Genomic DNA, 20717 nt, shown 5'->3' on the forward strand with positions numbered 1-20717 from the left:
CATGGAAGCGATCAATCCCACCCTGATGAACCTCATCATCTTCGTGTTGGCCATCTATGTCGGCTATCACGTCGTCTGGAATGTCACGCCCGCCTTGCACACGCCGCTGATGGCGGTCACCAACGCCATCTCGGCCATCATCATCGTGGGCGCCATGCTGGCGGCCGCGCTGACCGAAGGCGGGCTGGCGCGCGGCATGGGCGTGTTCGCCGTGGCGCTTGCCGCGGTGAACGTTTTCGGCGGCTTCCTCGTCACGCGGCGCATGCTGGAAATGTTCAAGAAAAAAGATCGCAAACCGGGCAAGGAGGAAGCGAAATGATCTCGCTGAATCTGGTCACCCTGCTTTACCTGATTGCCTCGATCTGCTTCATCCAGGCGCTAAAGGGGCTGTCGCACCCGACCACATCGCGGCTGGGCAACGCCTTCGGCATGGCCGGCATGGCGATCGCGGTGCTGACCACGGCGGCGCTCATCATCGGCCTGGCGCGCGAGGGCACCGCCACCATCGGCCTGGGCTGGGTCGTGCTGGGCCTGCTGGTGGGCGGCTCCATCGGCACCTTGATGGCGCGCCGCGTCGAGATGACGAAAATGCCCGAACTGGTTGCCTTCATGCACAGCATGATCGGCCTGGCGGCGGTGGCCATCGCGGTGGCGGTGGTGGCCGAACCGCATGCGTTCGGCATCGTGCCGGCCGGCATGCTTATTCCCACCGGCAACCGATTCGAACTCTTCATCGGCACGTTCGTGGGCGCCATCACGTTCTCGGGCTCGGTCATCGCGTTCGGCAAGCTGTCGGGCAAGTACAAGTTCCGGCTGTTCCAAGGCGCGCCCGTCGTCTTTTCAGGCCAGCACATGCTGAACCTGGCGTTGGCGCTGGTGATGCTGGGCTGCGGCGTCTGGTTCATGCTGACGCAGGAATGGACGCCGTTCATCATCATGACGCTGATCGCCTTCGTGCTGGGCGTGCTGATCATCATTCCGATCGGCGGGGCGGACATGCCGGTGGTGGTGTCGATGCTGAACAGCTACTCGGGCTGGGCCGCGGCCGGCATCGGCTTTTCGCTCAACAACCCGATGCTGATCATCGCCGGTTCGCTGGTGGGCTCGTCCGGCGCCATCCTGTCCTACATCATGTGCAAGGCGATGAACCGCTCGTTCTTCAACGTGATCCTGGGCGGCTTCGGTGGGCAGGCGGGCGGCGCGGCGGATGCGGGCGCGGCGCAGCAGCGCAGCGTCAAGTCGGGCAGCGCGGATGACGCGGCCTTCCTCATGAGCAACGCCGAAAGCGTCACCATCGTGCCGGGCTACGGCCTGGCCGTGGCGCGCGCGCAGCACGCGCTGAAGGAACTGGCGACCAAGCTCACCGAGCGCGGCGTGACGGTCAAGTACGCCATACACCCCGTCGCCGGTCGCATGCCGGGCCACATGAACGTGCTGCTGGCCGAGGCCGAAGTGCCCTACGACCAGGTCTTCGAAATGGAAGACATCAACAGCGAGTTCGCGCAGACCGACGTGGTGCTGGTGTTGGGCGCCAACGACGTGGTCAACCCCGCCGCCAAGAACGACCCCAAGTCGCCCATTGCCGGCATGCCCATTCTTGAGGCCTACAAGGCGCGCACCGTGATCGTGAACAAGCGCTCCATGGCCTCGGGATACGCTGGCCTGGACAACGAGTTGTTCTACATGGACCGCACGATGATGGTGTTCGGCGACGCGAAGAAAGTGCTGGAAGACATGGTGAAAGCGGTCGAATAGACCGCTGATTGCCCCAAGCCCAAGAGGTCCACGAATGCCTGACCACAGGCATTCGTGGCAGGCAGCACGGCCTGCCCCTAGGTCGCAGCCACTTGGCGCAACTGCTCGTCCACCACTTCCACCCAATGCCGCACCGGCGTGTCGGTGCCGCTTTGCAGGTGCCCGATGCAGCCGATGTTGGCCGACAGGATCACGTCCGGCCCGCCGGCGGCAATAGCGCCCAGTTTGCGGTCGCGCAGCTCCAGCGCGATCTTCGGGTTCAACACGGAATACGCCCCCGCCGATCCGCAGCACAGATGCGGGTCCGCGAAGGGTTGCAGGTTGAATCCCAAGTCCACCAGCAGTTGCTCGGACAAGGGCCGCAAGCCCTGCCAGTGTTGCAGCGTGCACGGCGGATGAAAGGCGGCACGCACGCCATCAGGCAAGCGCGCGCGCAGTTGCGCGGCATGCGGCGCCACAATCTCGGCCACGTCCTTGACCAGCGCGACGATGTCCGCCGCCTTCTGCGCGTAGGCGGGATCATGCTTCAAGTGATGCGCGTATTCCTTCACCATCGCGCCGCAGCCGGACGCATTCATGACGATGGCTTCGACCGCGCCGTCTTGCACCAGCGGCCACCAGGCGTCGATGTTGCCGCGCATCTGCGCCAGCGCCGCTTCTTGCGCATCCAGATGGAAACTGACCGCGCCGCAGCACCCCGCGCCCGGCGCAATGCGCGCACCGATACCCACCGCGTCCAGCACCCGGATGGTGGCGGCATCAATCGTGGGCATCATGGCCGGCTGCACGCAACCGGCCAGCATCAGCACTTGCCGCGCGTGCCCCGCAACCTGGGGCAACACGCCCGCGTCACGGCGCTCGGGCACCTTGCGCTTGAGCGCTTCAGGCAACAGTCCACGCATCGCCTGCCCCACCCGCATCGCGGGCGCGAACAGCGGCGACAACATGGCTCGACGCAGCAGATTGCGCTTGGTCCTGTCCGCCCAGGAACGCGGCACGCGCTCGTCAACGATCTTGCGACCGATATCGATCAAGTGCCCGTACTCCACGCCCGACGGGCAAGTGGTTTCGCAATTGCGGCAGGTCAGGCAGCGGTCCAGATGCAGTTGCGTGGATTGCGTGGGCGGCGCGCCCTCCAACACCTGCTTGATCAAATAAATGCGCCCGCGCGGGCTGTCGAGTTCGTCGCCCAGCACCTGATACGTGGGACAGGTGGCCGTGCAGAAACCGCAATGCACACACCGACGCAGAATGGCGTCGGCCTCGTTGCCCAAGTCGGTGTCGCGGGCCCAGGATGCCAGGTTGGTTTGCATGACGCGCTATAGCTCCAGAACCAGGCGGCCAGGGTTGAACAGGCTGGACGGATCAAGCTCCTGCTTGAGCCGGCGTGTGATCGCCGCAACGCCAGGCGCAAGAGGATGGAAGACACCGTCAACCGGCGGCTTGGTATTGCCAAGGCGGAACAAGGTGGCGTGCCCGCCCATCCGCGCGGCGGTCTCGCGCAGCGTGGCCGCGTCGTGCTGACCGGACAGCCAACGCTGCCCGCCGCCCCATTCAATCAGGGTCTGGCCCAGCCCCAGCACCGCGGCGGTGGGAGGCAAGGCAAGACGCCACAAGGGGCGGTCCGCATGAAAAAATTCATGGGTCTGCTCACGCAGGGACCGCCACCACGCATCGGCCGCATCGGGCGCCAGCGGGTCTCCCCCCACGACGCGCCGTGCGCTGGCGATTGCCGGCGGGGCGCCCGACAGGCGCACATGCATCACGCCCTCGGCATTGTCATCACCGCCTGTCCAACTGGTGGCGGAGATCGGCAAGGGCTTGCCACGCCATAACGCAAAGCTGGCCAAGGCCTGCGCCTGCGTGGCGGGCAGCACCAAGGTCAGCTCTTCCATGGGGCGGGGCACCACCTTCAACGACACATCCAGAATGGCGCCGAAGATGCCGTGCGATCCGGCCAACAGGCGCGACACATCGTAGCCCGCAACGTTCTTCATGACTTCACCGCCGAACGACAGCACCCGCCCTTCTGAATCCAGCAGCCGCGTGCCCAGTACAAAATCACGCAGCGCGCCGGCGCTCATGCGGCGCGGTCCGGACAGGCCCGACGCCACGCAACCGCCCACCGTCGCGGTATCCGCGAAGTGCGGCGGTTCAAAGGCCAGCATCTGTCCATTCTCGGCCAGCGCCGCTTCCAGTTCGGCCAAGGGCGTTCCCGCGCGCACCGTCACCACCAGTTCGGACGGGTGATAGCTGACGATGCCGCGATACGGCGTCATATCCAACAGGCAGTGACCATCTTGCGGCGTGACTGGGCGGTAGTTGCCGTAGAACGCCTTGCTGCCGCCACCCATCACAAACAGCGGCTTGTGGCCGGCACGGGCCGTCATGACCTGGTCGCACAATTCCGACAGGACAAAATCCATAGGGATACGTCCTAGAAACGAGCGAGATCGGGGAACCGCAACTCACCCGCATGGACGTGCATCTTGCCGTATTCGGCGCAGCGGGCCAGCGTGGGTATGACTTTTTCAGGATTCAGCAGGCACGGCGGGTCGAACGCCCGCTTGACCGCCAGGAACGCGTCGAGTTCTTCGCGAGAGAATTGCACGCACATTTGATTTATTTTCTCCATACCCACACCGTGCTCTCCGGTCACGGTGCCTCCTACCTGCACGCACAGCTCAAGAATGGCCGCGCCGAATTTTTCGGCACGTTCAACCTCGTCCGGCTTGTTCGAATCAAACAGAATCAGCGGGTGCAGATTGCCGTCGCCAGCGTGGAACACGTTGGCGCAGCGCAGGCCGAATTCGTCTTCCATCTGTTCGATAGCGCCCAGCACGCGCGCCAGATGGCGACGCGGAATCGTGCCATCCATGCAGTAGTAATCGGGCGACACGCGGCCCGCCGCCGGAAACGCATTCTTGCGGCCTGCCCAGAATTTCAGGCGTTCGGCTTCCGACGTGGACACCTGGCAACGCGTGGCGCCCGCATCGCGGAACACCGCTTCCATCCGCGCAATCTCGTGCGCCACTTCGTCGGGCGTGCCGTCGGACTCGCATAGCAGAATGGCTTGCGCGTCCATGTCGTAGCCCGCGCGCACGAAGGGTTCCACCATGTGCGTGGCGCGGCGGTCCATCATTTCCAGGCCGGCGGGAATCATGCCCGCCGCGATCACGTGTGTGACGGCATTGCCCGCCGCCTCAACGCTGGAAAAACTGGCCATCACGACCTGCGCGCAAGCGGGCTTGGGGATCAGCTTCACGGTCACTTCGGTGACCACGCCCAACATGCCTTCGGAACCGATGAAGACCGACAGCAGATCCAGGCCCGGCGCATCGGGCGCTTCGGAACCCAGTTCTACGATGTCGCCATCAATCGTGACGACCCGCACACGCAGCACGTTGTGCACGGTCAGGCCGTACTTCAGGCAGTGCACGCCACCGGAGTTTTCAGCCACGTTGCCGCCGATGGAACAGGCGATCTGGCTGGACGGGTCCGGCGCGTAATACAAACCGTAGGGCGCAGCCGCTTCGGAAATGGCCAGGTTGCGCACGCCGGGCTGCACCACCGCCGTGGCGCTGGCCAAATCGATATGCTTGATGCGGTTGAATTTGGACAGCCCCAGCAACACGCCCTGGCTATGCGGCATGGCGCCGCCCGACAAACCGGTGCCCGCGCCACGCGCCACCACGGGCGCGTTCAAGCGCTTGCAGATCCGCATGACGGCTTGCACGTGCTCTTCGGTTTCAGGCAGTGCAACAACGGCCGGCAACGCGCGATACAGCGACAGGCCGTCGCATTCGTAGGGGCGAGTATCTTCCTCGCGGAACAAGACGCAGTGCGCGGGCAACGCGGCCGACAACGCCTCGATGAGCTGCTGCAACGAATAAGGCGCCTGCACTTGTGCCAGGCCGGTTTCGACCAGTGAATTCATGAGCGCAACAATAGCGCGAGCGCACTATGAACACAGGCCGGGATTTACCCGCATCCATGGGATAAGCGGCTCGCCGGATACGTAACTAGCAGTAATTGCGCGCGTATCAGACGCAAAAAAGCCGACGGCGAATGCGTCGGCTTGATGGGGTGCGTCGAGGGGTTTACCAGGACACGATCTTGCCCGGGTTCAAGATGTTGTTCGGGTCAAACGCATGCTTCAGGCTGCGCATCAGCTCAAGCGCATCGTCGCCATGTTCTTCCGCCATGAACTGCATCTTGTGCAAGCCCACGCCGTGTTCGCCCGTGCAGGTGCCGTCAGCGGCAATCGCGCGGCGCACCAGGTTGTGGTTGATCGTTTCCGACTCTTCCCATTCCTTCGGATTGTCGGCGTCCAACAACATCAGCACATGGAAATTGCCGTCGCCAACGTGGCCAACGATGGTGTACGGGAAGCTGGCGCGATCCAACTCTTCAACGGTGTCGCGCACGCAGTCAGCCAGGCGCGAGATCGGCACGCAAACGTCGGTGGTGCTGGCGCGGCAGCCGGGCCGCAATTGCAGGCCGGCAAAGTAGGCGTTGTGGCGCGCCGTCCACAGGCGGCTGCGGTCTTCGGGGCGTTCGGCCCATTCGAAGTCCATGCCGCCATGTTCGGCGGTAATGGCTTGCACGGTTTCGGCTTGCTCTTGCACGCCGGCCGGGCTGCCATGGAATTCAAACACCAGCAGCGGCGTTTCGCGCAGGCTCAGCTTGCTGTACTGGTTCACCGACCGCACGCTGGCCGCGTCCATGAACTCCACGCGCGCCACCGGCACGCCCATCTGGATGATTTCGATGACGCTTTGCACGGCGTCATCCAGCGTCTCAAAGTTGCAGACCGCCGCCGACACGGCCTCAGGCTGCGGATACAGGCGAACCGTGACTTCGGTGATGATGCCCAGCGTGCCTTCGCTACCCACGAAGATACGCGTCAGGTCGTAGCCCGCGGACGATTTGCGCGCCCGGCCCGCCGTGCGGACGATGCGCCCATCGGCCGTCACCACGGTCAGCGACATGACGTTTTCGCGCATGGTGCCGTAGCGCACGGCATTGGTGCCCGAAGCGCGGGTGGCTGCCATGCCGCCCAAGCTGGCGTCGGCGCCCGGATCAATCGGGAAAAACAAACCGGTGCTGCGGATTTCTTCGTTGAGCTGCTTGCGCAGCACGCCTGCCTGCACCGTGGCGGTCAGGTCTTCGGCGTTGATGGCCAACACCTGGTTCATCTGGGACAGGTCCAGGCTGATGCCGCCCTGGATCGCCAGGATATGGCCTTCCAGCGACGAGCCGGCGCCATAGGGAATCAAGGGAACGCGATGTTCGTTGCACAGCTTGGCAACCGCGGCCACGTCTTCGGTGCTGTGCGCGAAGACCACGGCGTCGGGCAGCATGGCGGGATACGGCGATTCGTCGCGGCCGTGATGTTCACGGACGGCGGCGGACTCGGACAGGCGGTCGCCAAAGCGCGCGCGCAAGGCATCCAGACAGGCGGCGGGCACCGGACGGCGCAACGTTTCAGCGTGCAAGGGAGCGTTCATGATCAGCGTGTTCTCGGGGATTTCGCGGAATGCGCGAGGGTTCGCGCGGGTCGCAAGGTTCGTCAACCCAAATATTCTACGCCGCTACGCATGCTGCACCGCAAACCGCCCCAGGAAGACGGTTTGCGGCGTGTCCCGCTTACTTGCCCGACGTCAGCGCAACGCGGCGGCGCTCGCGCACGGCTTGTGCCAGGCGTTCCAGCACGGCAACCGACGCATCCCAATCGATGCAGCCGTCGGTAATGCTCTGGCCGTAAACCAGGGGCTTGCCGGGCACCATGTCCTGGCGGCCGCCCAGCAGGTGGCTTTCCACCATGACGCCGACCAGCCGGGCGTCGCCCGCTTCCATCTGGCGCGCCACGTCGTCGATGACGCGGGGCTGGTTTTCGGGGTCTTTGCTGCTGTTGGCGTGGCTGGCGTCGACCATGATGCGTTGCGCCAGTCCGGCCTTGGACACGTCATGGCACGCTGCGTCCACGCTGGCCGCATCGTAGTTCGGCGTCTTGCCGCCGCGCAGGATGACGTGACAGTCTTCATTGCCCGCCGTCGACACAATGGCGGAATGCCCACCCTTGGTCACCGACAAAAAGTGGTGCGGCTGCGACGCGGCCTTGATCGCATCGACCGCGATCTTCACGTTGCCGTCCGTGCCGTTCTTGAACCCCACCGGACACGACAGGCCGGATGCCAGCTCGCGGTGCACCTGGCTTTCCGTCGTGCGCGCCCCGATCGCCCCCCAGGAGACCAGATCCGCGATGTACTGCGGCGTAATCATGTCCAGGAACTCGCAGCCCGCCGGCAAGCCCATGCTGTTGATGTCCAGCAGCAGTTCACGGGCCACGCGCACGCCCTTGTTGATGTCGAAGCTGCCGTCCAGGTCCGGATCATTGATCAGGCCCTTCCAGCCCACCGTGGTGCGCGGCTTTTCGAAATACACGCGCATCACGATTTCAAGGTCGGCGCTCAGGCGGTCACGCACCGGCTTCAGACGCTTCGCATATTCAATGGCGGCACGGGTGTCGTGGATCGAGCACGGGCCGATCACGACGATCATGCGGTCATCCATGCCGTGCAGAATGCGGTGCATGCCCTGGCGGGCGGCGAACACGGTATCGGACGCCTCCTTGGTGCACGCGAACTCACGCATCACGTGCGCGGGCGGATTCAGTTCCTTGATTTCTCGGATGCGAAGGTCGTCGGTATTGTGTGACACGGTACTGCTCCTGGGTTGCCCGCCAACGGGTCCAATCCGATCGGTCTGTTCCGATCCCGGCGGCACAAAAAAAGCCGCCAGTTCGCTGGCGGCTTTTTTGGGGGGGATTCTTTCCAAACTTCAGATTGAGCGCGTCCCTTCCTCCGCCAGCGGCTTCAGAAACTTATAAAAATAAAAGTAAAAGGCGGGGGACGCGAATTTCATGGGAAACGACTCTAGCACAATTTTTTTGGGCCGTCACATCGTTTTTAATCGGATGTGGCGGCCCCGTTTTGCGATCAGGCGGTGCCGCCCACGGTCAGGCCTTCCATGCGCACGGTCGGCATGCCCACGCCCACCGGCACGCTTTGGCCGTCCTTGCCGCAGGTGCCCACGCCCGAATCCAGTTGCAGGTCGTTGCCGATCATGGTGACGCGGGTCATGGCGTCAGGGCCGTTGCCGATCAGCGTGGCGCCCTTGACCGGGTAGGTCACCTTGCCGTCTTCGATCATGTAGGCCTCGGATGCCGAGAACACGAACTTGCCGCTGGTAATGTCAACCTGACCACCGCCGAAATTGACGGCGTACAAGCCGCGCTTGACGGACGACACGATTTCTTCGGCAGGCTTGTCGCCGGCCAGCATGTACGTATTGGTCATGCGCGGCATCGGCAGATGCGCGAACGATTCACGGCGGCCGTTGCCGGTGGCGGCGGTCTTCATCAGACGGGCATTCAACGTGTCTTGCATGTAGCCGCGCAAGATGCCGTCTTCGATCAGCACGTTGCGCTGGGTGGCGTTGCCCTCGTCGTCGATATTGAGCGAGCCACGGCGGTCCGGCAAGGTGCCGTCGTCCACAACGGTCACGCCCTTGGAGGCGACACGTTCACCGATGCGGCCCGAAAACACGCTGGAACCCTTGCGGTTGAAGTCGCCCTCCAGCCCGTGGCCCACGGCCTCGTGCAGCAGGATGCCCGGCCAGCCCGACCCCAGCACCACCGTCATCTCGCCGGCGGGCGCGGGGCGCGCTTCCAGGTTCACCATGGCTTCGTGCACGGCGCGTTCCACATAGCCTTGCAGCATTTCGTCGGTGAAGTACGCCAGCCCCAGGCGTCCGCCGCCCCCGGCGTGACCCATTTCGCGGCGGCCGTTGCGTTCGGCGATCACGGTCAGCGACAGGCGTACCAGCGGGCGCACATCCGCGGCCAGGCGGCCATCGCTGCCCGCCACCAGCACCACATCGTATTCAGCGCCCAAGCCCGCCATCACCTGAATCACGTGCGGGTCTTGCGCACGCGCCATGCGCTCGATACGTTCCAGCAGCGCCACCTTTTCCGGGGCGCTCAAGGTCGCCACGGGATCAATGTCGGCGTACAGGCTGCGGCCCATTTCGGCCTCGACCTGCGCGGCCACCTTGACCTTGCCCGCCCCGCGACGCGCAATGCCGCGCACGGCATGCGCCGAGGACAGCAGCGCGTCGGCGGACAGCGAATCAGAGTAGGCAAAGGCGGTTTTCTCGCCGCTCACGGCACGCACGCCCACGCCCTGGCTGATCGAGAAGCTGCCGGTCTTGACGATGCCCTCTTCCAGGCTCCAACCCTCGCTGCGCGTGTACTGGAAGTACAGATCGGCGTAATCGACCTTGTGGGTGAAGATCTCACCCAGCGCGCGAGCCATGTCCGCTTCGGTCAGGCCCCAAGGGTCCAGCAGTAGCGATTTGGCGGTGGCAAGGGAAGCAATAGCGGGATCAGTGATTTTCATAGGCTCTATTCAGGGGGCATCGGCGCGGCATGAGCGCGCGCGCTTTGCATTGATGCGCAAGACCGTATCGTACCGCCGACCGGGGTCCGGCGTCCCGCCCGCGTCAAGATCAAGCGTCGCCCCCTTGGACATTATTGGGAAGTGAAGCAAATAGCAGCGCAAGAGTGAGTATCAAGTTAAGCAATTACAACCAAATATTGTTCCGTCCCATAACAACCCGGTTCCCTCACCCACCTAGATTTTGCGCTTGCCAACCTGCCTTGGCCTACAAGGGAAGCAGATCGTCGAAAGTCGTCATACAAGCTCGAGAAAATACAAAGACGCGATCCGGCGGTGACTTTTGCAGCCATATCAATCCGAGAAATGCGCAATGCCAAAATGCATAACGCCGCTTAGCCAAGGCAATTCAGAGAACCCGGCCTGGCTCCTGACGACGATCTGAAATGAAGCTTGAACCCGGTCCGTTAAATGGATGCCCCACCCACCCGAAAATGGTTCGGTGTGACCGGTCATACACTTGGATTTGCTCGCCATTTGAAACAAAACAGGGTCTTGGTGGGCATTGTTTGCCGCATTCGTCCGCCTTGTGAACCAACCTGCCATTTGTTTCAAACCATCCCAAATTTAGGAATATCCTTCCCAAATCTTGCTTCTGGTGCCCGGCCGCATACCCACAGGCTTTGCGGCCCTTTTGATACAAAGTAATTAGGTCGAAAATAGAGAAGTCAAGCCGTAACTTATGTATTATGCGAAGCACAACAAATAAACATAACTCCGCCGGCGATTAAAGCAGTTCCATAATCAGGAATAAACCATGGCCCGAGAAACATACGCAGCACTGCAAGCAAAGATCGAGAAGGAAATCAACAAGCTTCAAAAGAAGGCGGAAGTCCTTCAAACGAAGCGTCGCAAGCCCGTGATCAGCTCCATCATCACGTCCATGCGCGAATACGACATTACCCCGGAAGAGATCATTGCGGCTTACGGCACCGGCAAGCCCGCCCGCGTGGCTCCCGGCGGCCGACGCAAGGCTGGCGCGGCTGCCCGCCCGGCAACCGCCCCCAAGCGCGCAGTCGCGCCCAAGTACCGCCATCCGCAAACTGGCGAAACCTGGAGCGGTCGCGGTAAAGCACCGCGCTGGCTTGCAGCCGAAGAAGCTTCCGGCGCCACCCGCGACAGTTTTCTTATCAAAGAATAAAACCTATTCTGTAGTAAGAAATAAATCGGCGCACCAAATTGGTGCGCCGATTTATTTTTGAATCTTGCCGATGGAACGGCCCCGCGCTTACCTCAGCGGGAACTCGATCTCACGTTCCGCCCCATTATTTCCCGGGAAATTGTCGAATATCGCGCGCACCAGATACGGCATTGTGCGCATGAAATCATCACCCTGACTCAGTATGAAGGCGGTGGAGCGATATACCTCGGCGCCCCCGCGCTGGGTATCGCGGATCTTCAGGCTGAGCGCGTTGCGTTGCACGGCCATGGGCACATCCACCCACTCCGGACCCCAGTAGCCAAAGCCTGGCCCCCATGGGCGCGCCCCATAAAAGCCCCCGTAGCCGCCATAGCCATAGCCACCGTAGAAGTAGGGGTCGTAGGCTCGGCGCACCATGACCTGCGTCTGGCTCGTGCCATAAGTGAAAGACACATCGAAGCGCCCTTTGGCACCCGGCTGCGCTTCAACCAAGCCGGTCGCACCGATGCCGGCGCGCACCATGTCCTGGTAAGACTGATATTCCAGATTATTGAGCTGGTTGGGGTCCGCGACCACAAACTGATAAGTCTGCCCTTCCACGCCGGTGGGCCATTGCTGGAATGATGTGACGCGCGCCGACACGGTGGGCGCGGCGCAACCCGTCAACGTCAGCGCCCCCGCCAAAGTCAATAATCCAGCCCAGCGGCCCACACTGAACGATGACATTTGGAACATTTTTGCGACTCCTGTTGCGCACGACGGCGCCATCATACTGAGCTTTGACTGGGGGCAATGCAAAAAGTTTGCCGTAGCCCGCAAGCCCCAGACGACGCATCGCGCCCACCTACTACAATAGACCCCTCGTTCAACCAGGACTGCAACTCCATGCGCACCGACACGCCCATTACCGTTTATCGCAAGGATTACCAGCCCTACCCCTACGACATTCCCGAAGTCGCTTTGGCCTTCGATCTGGCGCCTGACGCCACCGAGGTGCGCTGCACGATGCACGTGCAACGCAAGCCCGGCGCCAGCGCCGACGCGGCCTTGATCCTGGATGGAGAAGACCTGGAACTCGTGTCGGTAGGCGTCAATGGGGCTGCGCTCACGACAGACAGCTATCACCTGTCCGAGCAGAATCTGGCCATTTACGGGCTGCCGGCCGACGCCACCGTCGAGATCATCAGCCGCTGCAAGCCGTCCGCCAATTCCACGCTGATGGGCCTGTACGTATCCGGCGGCAATTTCTTCACGCAATGCGAAGCCGAGGGTTTTCGCCGCATTACGTGGTTTGCCGACCGTCCTGACGTGATGTCACGGTATCGCGTCACGCTGCGCGCCCAGCCGCAATACCCGGTGTTGCTGTCCAACGGCAACCTCATGGCCTCGCGCCAGTTACCCGATGGCCGCAACGAAGTGGAATGGGAAGACCCGTTCCCCAAGCCCTGCTATCTGTTCGCGTTGGTGGCCGGCAACCTGACGCACCGTGAAACCACCGTCAAGACGGCCAGCGGCCGCGACGTGCTGCTTCAGGTCTATAGCGACCCGGGTTCCGAAACCAAGACCGAATGGGCGCTGGATTCGCTGGTCCGCGCCCTGCGCTGGGATGAAACCCGCTTCGGCCTGGAACTGGATCTGGACCGCTTCATGATCGTCGCCGTCCATGACTTCAATATGGGCGCGATGGAAAACAAGGGCTTGAACATCTTCAACGCCGCCTATGTGCTGGCCGACGCCGACAGCGCCACGGATGCCAATTACGAAGGCATCGAATCCGTGATCGGCCATGAATACTTTCACAACTGGACCGGCAACCGCGTCACCTGCCGCGACTGGTTCCAATTGAGCCTGAAGGAAGGCCTGACGGTTTTCCGCGACCAGGAATTCAGCGCCGACATGATGGCGCACGACATGGATGACGCCGCGGCGGCCAGCGCGCGCGCGGTCAAGCGTATCGATGACGTGGTGGCGCTGCGCGCCGCCCAGTTCCCCGAAGACGCCGGCCCCATGGCCCACCCCATCCGCCCCGAGAGCTACCAGGAAATCGGCAACTTCTACACGGCAACCGTGTATGAAAAAGGCGCCGAAGTCATCCGCATGCAGCACACGCTGCTGGGCGAAGAAGGTTTCCGCGCCGGCATGGACGAATACTTCCGCCGCCACGACGGCCAAGCCGTCACCTGCGACGACTTCGTCGACGCCATGGAATCGGTCTACGTCCGCCAACACCCCGGCCGCGACTTGTCCGTCTTCCGCCGCTGGTATCGCCAAGCCGGCACGCCGCGAGTGGCCGTCAAGCTTGAACATGATGCCGCCACGCGCCGCTGCACGGTCACCTTGACCCAGGAATGCCTGCCGGTGGGCGTCGAGAGAAAAGCCGGCGCCGATTACGTCAAGGCGCCGTACCACATCCCGTTTGCGATCGGCCTGCTGGACCAGGACGGCCGCGCCCTGCCCCTGCGCCACGACGGCGCCGTCCAGGAAACCGCGCTGCTGGAGCTGACCACGCCCAGCCAGCAATGGGTGTTCGAAGACATCGGCGAGCGCCCCGTGCCGTCGTTGCTGCGCGATTTCTCGGCCCCCGTCATCGTCGACTATGACTGGACCGACGAAGAACTGGCGCTGCTGTCCGCGCACGACACCAACCCCTTCGCCCGCTGGGAAGCCGGCCAGGAACTGGCCACGCGCCAGATCCTGGCCTTGGCCGAAGCCCGCCAGGCGGGTCGCACCCTGCATGCCGACGCCGCCTTCATCAACGCCTGGCGCGCGCTGCTGACCGACCCGGCTATCGACGCCGCCTACCGCGCCCGCGCGCTGGCGCTCCCGTCCGAGAAGACGCTGGCCGAGCGCATGCACGCCGTGGACCCGCCCGCACTGGCCGTGGCCCGCGACTTCCTGCGCGCTGAACTGGGCCGCCAACTGGCCGCCGAGTTCAGCCTGGCTTTCGAACAGAACCAGACGCCGGGCGAATACAGCCCCGCGCCGGTGCCCGCCGGCATGCGCGCGCTGAAGAACCTGGCGCTGAGCCATCTGCTGGCCGCGGGCGAGCACGACGCCCAGCGCCTGGCCGAACAGCAGTACGAACGCGCCGGCAACATGACCGACAGCATGGCCGCGCTGTCCGCCCTGATCAACTACGGCCAGGGCGACTTCCCGCAGGAAGCGCTGGCGGCGTTCTACGACAAGTGGCGCGACAACCCGCTGGTGGTCGACAAGTGGTTCGCCTTGCAGGCCGCCGCGCGCTCGACCACGGTACACACCGCGCGCGAGCTCATGACGCACCCCGCCTTCACGCTGCGCAACCCCAACCGCGCCCGCGCGCTGATTTTCCAGTTCTGCCTGAACAACGCGCGCGGCATGCACCACCCGGACGGCTCGGGCTACGCATTCTGGGCCGAGCAGGTGTTGGCGCTGGACGCATTGAACCCCGAAATCGCGGCCCGGCTGGCGCGCGCGCTGGACAACTGGTCGCGCTTCGTGCCAGCCCTGCGCGCGCCCATGCAGGCCGCCTTGCAACAGGTGCGCGCCCACGAGGGGCTGTCGCGCAACGTGCAGGAAATCGTATCCAAGGCTTTAGAATTCGCAGCATAGGAGACCCTCTTGAAACGTAAAACACTCACTCAATACTTGGTGGAGCAACAACGCTCCGCCCAAGCCCTGGCGCCGGAAGTGCGACTGCTGATCGAAGTGGTCGCGCGGGCCTGCAAGGCCATCAGCCATGCGGTCAGCAAGGGCGCCTTGGGCGGCGTCCTGGGCAGCCTGGAAAGCGAAAACGTCCAAGGCGAAGTGCAGAAGAAGCTGGACGTGCTGTCCAACGAGATCCTGCTCGAAGCCAACGAATGGGGCGGCCACCTGGCGGCCATGGCGTCGGAAGAAATGGAAACCATCCATTTGATTCCGAACCGCTACCCCAAGGGCGAATACCTGCTGTTGTTCGATCCCCTGGACGGCTCGTCCAACATCGACGTGAACGTCTCCATCGGCACCATCTTCTCGGTGCTGCAGGCACCGCACAACGTGTCCGGCGCGCCGGTCTGCGAAGACGACTTCCTGCAACCGGGCAACAAGCAGGTTGTGGCCGGCTATGCCGTGTACGGCCCGCAGACCATGCTGGTGCTGACCATCGGCAATGGCGTGGTGGGCTTCACGCTGGACCGCGAGATGGGTTCCTGGGTACTGACGCACGAGAACATCCGCGTGCCCGAAGACACCAAGGAATTCGCCATCAACATGTCGAACATGCGTCACTGGGCTCCGCCCGTGAAGCGCTACATCGACGATTGCCTGGCCGGCTCGACCGGCCCCCTGGGCAAGGACTACAACATGCGCTGGATCGCCTCGATGGTGGCCGACGTGCATCGCATCCTGACCCGCGGCGGCATCTTCATGTACCCCTGGGACGCCCGCGAACCCGGCAAGGCCGGCAAGCTGCGCCTGATGTATGAGGCCAACCCGATGAGCTTCCTGGTCGAACAGGCCGGCGGCGCGTCGATCAACGGCGTCCAGCGCATCATGGACATCCAGCCCGACAAACTCCACCAGCGCGTCAGCGTGATCCTGGGCTCGAAGAACGAAGTCGAGCGCGTGGGCCGCTACCACGCCGAGGAAGCGGCGAAGTAATGCCGCGCTGAAAAGCAAAAGCCCCTTGATTGCTCAAGGGGCTTTTTTCATTGCGGCTCTGGCGCAACGGCGGTCACTTGACCTCTTCGATGGACTTCACATCGTCCTTGTTGACTTTGACTTTCTTGCCGTCCTTGTCGTACTCATACATGCCGGCATCTTCATCGTAAGACGGCGTATCGGGCGTCACGGTCGAGCTCCCGTCCCGTTGCTGAATGACCGAGGGCGACGAGCATCCGGCCAGTACCCCAACTCCGGTCACCACCAGGGCCAACGTCATGGTCTTCAGGTTCATGGGCGTGTTCTCCAAGTGTGAATAGGTGAATTCACTGTATCGGGAACCTGGCCCCAATAAGGTGTCGGGTTGTGGCCAAATTGCGAAAGAACGTAATACCCGCGTCCCACATTATAAAAAACCCCTTGCGGATGAACCGGCAAGGGGTTTTTGCACTTACATAAACCGCAAGCGGTTACAGGTTCAGACCTTCGCGTTGGCCTCGATGAAGCGGCGCACATCAGCCAGCGTGCAATCCATGATTTCCACGCGCTGCGGCAGCGATTCCAGATTGGCCAGGTTGCCCGGCGGCGTTGCCGGACGGCCCAGGGCTTCTTCTATGGTCTCGGAAAACTTCGCCGGCAAGGCGGTTTCCAGCACCAGCATCGGCACACCCGGCTCGACGAATTCGCGCGCCACCTTCACGCCGTCCGCCGTGTGCGGATCGACCAGCACGCCGGTCTCGTCGTAGAGCGCGCGGATGGTCGCCAAGCGGGCCTCGTGCGAGCTTTGGCCCGACACGAAACCGTAGCGCGATTCAAACTGCGGCTTCAGGTCGGACAAGTCGAACGAGCCATCTTGCGCCAGCGTGGTCCACAAGGCCTTCACGCGGGCGGCGTCTCGGCCCACCAGATCAAAGACGAAGCGTTCGAAATTCGATGCGCGCGAGATGTCCATGGACGGGCTGGAGGTGGCGTAGGTCTGCTCGGCCGGACGCGGACGGTAAACGCCCGTGCGGAAGAACTCTTCCAGCACGTTGTTCTCGTTCGTGGCCAGCACCAGGCGGCGCACCGGCAAGCCCATGCTGCGCGCGATGTGGCCCGACAGGATGTTGCCGAAGTTGCCCGACGGCACGGCAAACGACACCTGTTGGCCCGGCTTGTCGGTGGCGCGCAACCAACCGTGGAAGTAATACACCACCTGGGCGGCGATGCGCGCCCAGTTGATGGAGTTGACCGCGCCCAGGCGGTACTTGGTCTTGAAGTCCAGGTCGCTGGCCAAAGCCTTGACGATGTCCTGGGCTTCATCGAACACGCCGCGCACCGCGATGTTGTGGATGTTCTCGTCTTGCAGCGAATACATCTGCGCGCGCTGGAAGGTGCTCATGCGGCCATGGGGCGACAGCATGAACACCGCCACGCCCTGCTTGCCGCGCAAGGCGTATTCGGCGGCCGACCCCGTATCGCCGGACGTGGCGCCCACGATGTTCAGCGTGGTGCCGCGCTTGGCCAGCACGTATTCGAAGACCTGGCCCAGGAACTGCATGGCCATGTCCTTGAACGCCAGCGTCGGGCCTTCCGACAAGCCCAGCAGCGTCAATCCGCCGTCCAGCGGACGCAGCGGCACGATGTCTTCGCTGTTGAAGATTTCTTGCGTGTAGGCGGCGCGCGTCAGGCGGCGCAGGTCGTCGGCGGGAATGTCGGTGGCAAAGAGCGACAGCACTTCGAACGCCAGATCCGCATACGACAGGCCGCGCCAGGACTCGAGCATTTGCTCGGACACTTGCGGCAGTTGTTCCGGCACGGCCAGGCCGCCGTCGGGCGCCAGGCCTTCCAGCAGGATGTCGGAAAACGGTTGGGCGGCCATGCCGCCACGGGTCGAGATGTATTTCATGTCAGGTTCTCCACGCGCAAGCGGGTGACCTTGGACCGCACGAACGGCATCGCCTCGATACGCTCGATGGCCTGATTGATGTTGCCTTCCACGGCCTCATGCGTCAGGAAGATGATGTCGGCGCCGCCAATGTGAGAGGGCTGCTGGATCATCGAACCAATCGAAATGGAACGGTCGGCCAGAATGCGGGCGATGTCCGCCAGCACGCCCGGCTGGTCGTCCACGCGCAGGCGCAGGTAATAAGACGTGCTGACGAGTTCGATCGGCAGGATCGGCGTGTCCGACATGGCATCCGGCTGGAAGGCCAGGTGCGGCACGCGGTTGCCCGGGTCGGCGGTGTGCAGGCGCGTCACGTCGACCAGGTCCGCCACCACGGCCGATGCGGTGGGCTCTTCGCCCGCGCCCTGGCCGTAGTACAGCGTGGGGCCGACCGCGTCGCCCTTGACCAGCACGGCGTTCATCGCGCCTTCCACATTGGCCAGCAAACGCTCGGACGGCACCAGGGCCGGATGCACGCGCAGCTCGATGCCGTCGGGGCGACGCTTGGTCACGCCCAGCAGCTTGATGCGGTAGCCCAGGCGCTCGGCGTGTTCGATGTCTTCGGCGGCCAGTTGCGAGATGCCTTCGATGTAGGCGCGGTCGAACTGGACCGGCACGCCAAAGGCCAGCGAGGCCAGCAGCGTCAGCTTGTGCGCGGCGTCCACGCCTTCCACGTCGAAGGTGGGATCGGCTTCGGCGTAGCCCAGGCGCTGGGCTTCGGCCAGCACGTCGGCGAACGGCAGCCCGCGCGAGCGCATTTCGGACAGGATGAAGTTGGTGGTGCCGTTGATGATGCCGGCCACCCACTGGATGCGGTTGGCAGTCAGGCCTTCGCGGATCGCCTTGATGATGGGGATGCCGCCGGCCACCGCGGCTTCGAACGTGACCATGACGCCGCGCTCGTAGGCGGCGGCGAAGATCTCGTTGCCGTGCTTGGCCAGCAGCGCCTTGTTGGCGGTGACGACATGCTTGCCGTTGGCGATGGCTTCCATCACCAGTTCCAGCGCCAGCGTGTCGCCGCCGATCAATTCAACGACGATGTCGATTTCCGGGTCGCGCACTAGCGCGTGCACATCGGTATCGACCAGAATCGAGTCGCCCACGCGAGCGCGCGCCTTGGCCACGTCGCGCACGGCGGCGCGGGTGACTTCAATGCGGCGGCCGGCGCGGCGGGCGATCTCTTCCGCGTTGCGCGACAGCACGGTCCACGTGCCGCCGCCAACCACGCCAAGACCAAGCAGGCCCACCTTCATGGGACGCATCGCGCCGCCCTCGGGGCCTTGCGCGACGGGTGAGCGTTCAGGGGTATTCATTTCAGCAATCCGTCCTTGCGGAACATATCTTTGATGCCGCGCACCGCTTGCCGGGTGCGCTGCTCGTTTTCGATAAGAGCGAAGCGTACGTAGTCGTCGCCATACTCGCCGAAGCCGATCCCGGGGGACACGGCCACTTTCGCATCCGACAGGACACGCTTGGCAAATTCCAAAGAGCCCATCGCCCGGTAGGGCTCGGGGATCTGCGCCCAGATATACATGGACGCCTTGGGAATTTCCACATTCCAACCTGCTTCATGCAGACCGCGCACGAGCACGTCGCGGCGGCTTTGGTATTGGGCCACGATCTCGCTCACGCAATCCTGCGGGCCGTCCAAGGCAGCGATGGACGCCACCTGGATCGGCGTGAACGTACCGTAGTCGTGATAGCTCTTGATGCGCGCCAGCGCGTTGACCAGCTCGCGGTTGCCGACCATGTAGCCGATGCGCCAGCCCGCCATGTTGTAGCTCTTGCTCATCGTGAAGAACTCGACGGCCACATCGCGCGCGCCGGGCACTTGCATGATGGACGGCGCCACGTAGCCGTCGAACGTGATGTCGGCGTAGGCCAGGTCATGCACCACCAGGATGTCGTGTTCCTTGGCCAGCGCCACGACCCGTTCAAAGAACGACAGGTCCACGCACTGCGCGGTCGGGTTGCTGGGAAAGCCCAGCACCATCATCTTGGGCTTCGGGATGGATTCGCGCACCGCGCGTTCCAGTTCTTCGAAGAAATCGACGCCGGGCGTCATGCGCACCGAGCGGATGTTGGCGCCGGCAATGACGGCGCCATAGATGTGGATCGGGTAGCTGGGGTTGGGAACCAGCACCGTGTCGCCGCGATCCAGCGTGGCCAGCATCAAGTGCGCCAGGCCTTCTTTGGAGCCGATCGTGACGATGGCTTCGGAATCCGGGTCGAACTCGACCGCGTAGCGGCGCTGATACCAGTCACAGATGGCCTTGCGCAGACGCGGGATGCCCTTGGACACCGAATAGCCGTGCGTGGTCGGGCGCGAGGTGGCCTCAACCATCTTGTCGACGATGTGCTTGGGCGTTGCGCCGTCCGGATTACCCATGGACATATCGATGATGTCCTCGCCCCGCCGACGCGCCGCCATCTTGAGCTCGCCAGTAATGTTGAAAACGTACGGGGGCAAACGCTCGATGCGAGAGAACTTCCTCATGATGGGAATCCTTAGGGGCGGAAAGGGCGAAAAAACCAGGGCGCGGTCGCGCGAAGGGGAAAAGGGCTCAAAGCCGCGCCAGCTCACGTTTGCAGCGCAGCAAAACCCTGTAATCTAGCGCAACGACGGCCATGCGGCAAATGGGGTGAAAACGGGTCCGTTTCCCCATTGAAAAGACAGGCTTTTTTTCGACTGCCCACAAGCGCCAAAAACCACGTTGTTGCAAGGCAGGGAATCCGCTTATACCGTCGAGCAACG

Annotated in this window: 16 protein-coding genes; 5 read left to right on the forward strand and 11 right to left on the reverse strand. The window is 63.3% G+C overall.

Features of this window, described 5'->3' with window-relative positions:
* The first annotated feature begins 1 nt into the window (after position 1).
* Both M2361_RS21025 and M2361_RS21030 read left to right on the forward strand, forming a co-directional pair.
* Positions 2–319 (forward strand): NAD(P) transhydrogenase subunit alpha, encoded by a 318-nt coding sequence (locus M2361_RS21025; protein ID WP_006224972.1) that lies wholly within the window; start codon positions 2–4, stop codon positions 317–319.
* On the forward strand, positions 316–1755 hold the full coding sequence (locus M2361_RS21030) for an NAD(P)(+) transhydrogenase (Re/Si-specific) subunit beta (RefSeq protein ID WP_050445973.1): 1440 nt from the start codon (positions 316–318) through the stop codon (positions 1753–1755). The genes M2361_RS21025 and M2361_RS21030 overlap by 4 nt, the downstream gene beginning before the upstream one ends.
* A 77-nt stretch (positions 1756–1832) precedes the next feature.
* Here the strand turns inward: M2361_RS21030 and glcF are convergent, their stop codons facing one another.
* The 6 genes from glcF to tldD all read right to left on the reverse strand — a co-directional run bounded on the left by glcF (position 1833) and on the right by tldD (position 10217).
* The gene (gene glcF, locus M2361_RS21035) at positions 1833–3068 is read right to left on the reverse strand and encodes a glycolate oxidase subunit GlcF (protein WP_259251641.1); all 1236 of its coding nucleotides are present in this window, start codon (positions 3066–3068) and stop codon (positions 1833–1835) included.
* Positions 3069–3074: 6 nt separating this feature from the next.
* Entirely contained in the window at positions 3075–4181 is a 1107-nt protein-coding gene (gene glcE / locus M2361_RS21040) for a glycolate oxidase subunit GlcE (RefSeq protein WP_259251642.1), read from the reverse strand.
* Positions 4182–4192: 11 nt separating this feature from the next.
* Positions 4193–5692: an FAD-linked oxidase C-terminal domain-containing protein gene (locus M2361_RS21045; protein WP_259251643.1), complete on the reverse strand. Its 1500-nt coding sequence runs from the start codon at positions 5690–5692 to the stop codon at positions 4193–4195.
* Positions 5693–5855: 163 nt separating this feature from the next.
* Positions 5856–7265, reverse strand: coding sequence for an FAD-binding oxidoreductase (locus M2361_RS21050; RefSeq protein ID WP_259251644.1), 1410 nt, complete (start codon positions 7263–7265; stop codon positions 5856–5858).
* Between the two features lie 139 nt (positions 7266–7404).
* Positions 7405–8478, reverse strand: coding sequence for a 3-deoxy-7-phosphoheptulonate synthase AroG (aroG, locus tag M2361_RS21055; RefSeq protein ID WP_100857077.1), 1074 nt, complete (start codon positions 8476–8478; stop codon positions 7405–7407).
* 278 nt (positions 8479–8756) lie between these two features.
* Positions 8757–10217 (reverse strand): metalloprotease TldD, encoded by a 1461-nt coding sequence (gene tldD, locus M2361_RS21060; RefSeq protein WP_050445979.1) that lies wholly within the window; start codon positions 10215–10217, stop codon positions 8757–8759.
* An 814-nt stretch (positions 10218–11031) separates the two neighbouring features.
* Here tldD and M2361_RS21065 point away from each other — a divergent pair.
* The gene (locus M2361_RS21065; RefSeq protein WP_100857078.1) at positions 11032–11415 is read left to right on the forward strand and encodes an H-NS family nucleoid-associated regulatory protein; all 384 of its coding nucleotides are present in this window, start codon (positions 11032–11034) and stop codon (positions 11413–11415) included.
* Positions 11416–11502: 87 nt separating this feature from the next.
* Here the strand turns inward: M2361_RS21065 and M2361_RS21070 are convergent, their stop codons facing one another.
* Positions 11503–12150, reverse strand: coding sequence for a DUF4136 domain-containing protein (locus M2361_RS21070; RefSeq protein WP_259251645.1), 648 nt, complete (start codon positions 12148–12150; stop codon positions 11503–11505).
* Between the two features lie 150 nt (positions 12151–12300).
* Between M2361_RS21070 and pepN the strand changes: the two genes are divergently transcribed.
* Together pepN and M2361_RS21080 are read left to right on the forward strand one after the other, a co-directional pair.
* A complete protein-coding gene (gene pepN / locus M2361_RS21075; RefSeq protein WP_259251646.1) occupies positions 12301–15006 on the forward strand; it encodes an aminopeptidase N in 2706 nt (901 codons plus the stop codon).
* Between the two features lie 9 nt (positions 15007–15015).
* A complete protein-coding gene (locus M2361_RS21080) occupies positions 15016–16035 on the forward strand; it encodes a class 1 fructose-bisphosphatase (RefSeq protein ID WP_259251648.1) in 1020 nt (339 codons plus the stop codon).
* A 73-nt stretch (positions 16036–16108) separates the two neighbouring features.
* Here M2361_RS21080 and M2361_RS21085 read toward each other — a convergent pair whose 3' ends face one another.
* The 4 genes from M2361_RS21085 to alaC form a co-directional block, all read right to left on the reverse strand.
* Complete coding sequence (locus M2361_RS21085) at positions 16109–16330, reverse strand: YgdI/YgdR family lipoprotein (RefSeq protein ID WP_259251649.1); 222 nt, start codon at positions 16328–16330, stop codon at positions 16109–16111.
* Positions 16331–16513: 183 nt separating this feature from the next.
* Complete coding sequence (thrC, locus tag M2361_RS21090; protein WP_259251651.1) at positions 16514–17923, reverse strand: threonine synthase; 1410 nt, start codon at positions 17921–17923, stop codon at positions 16514–16516.
* Positions 17920–19224 carry a homoserine dehydrogenase gene (locus M2361_RS21095; protein ID WP_046805560.1) on the reverse strand — a complete coding sequence of 435 codons (1305 nt, stop codon included), beginning with the start codon at positions 19222–19224 and terminating at the stop codon, positions 17920–17922. The genes thrC and M2361_RS21095 overlap by 4 nt, the downstream gene beginning before the upstream one ends.
* 47 nt (positions 19225–19271) lie before the next feature.
* On the reverse strand, positions 19272–20459 hold the full coding sequence (gene alaC, locus M2361_RS21100) for an alanine transaminase (protein ID WP_006218372.1): 1188 nt from the start codon (positions 20457–20459) through the stop codon (positions 19272–19274).
* Positions 20460–20717 lie beyond the last annotated feature (258 nt).

The organism is Achromobacter sp. JUb104, assembly GCF_024806975.1.
Taxonomy (GTDB): Bacteria; Pseudomonadota; Gammaproteobacteria; order Burkholderiales; family Burkholderiaceae_B; genus Achromobacter; species Achromobacter spanius.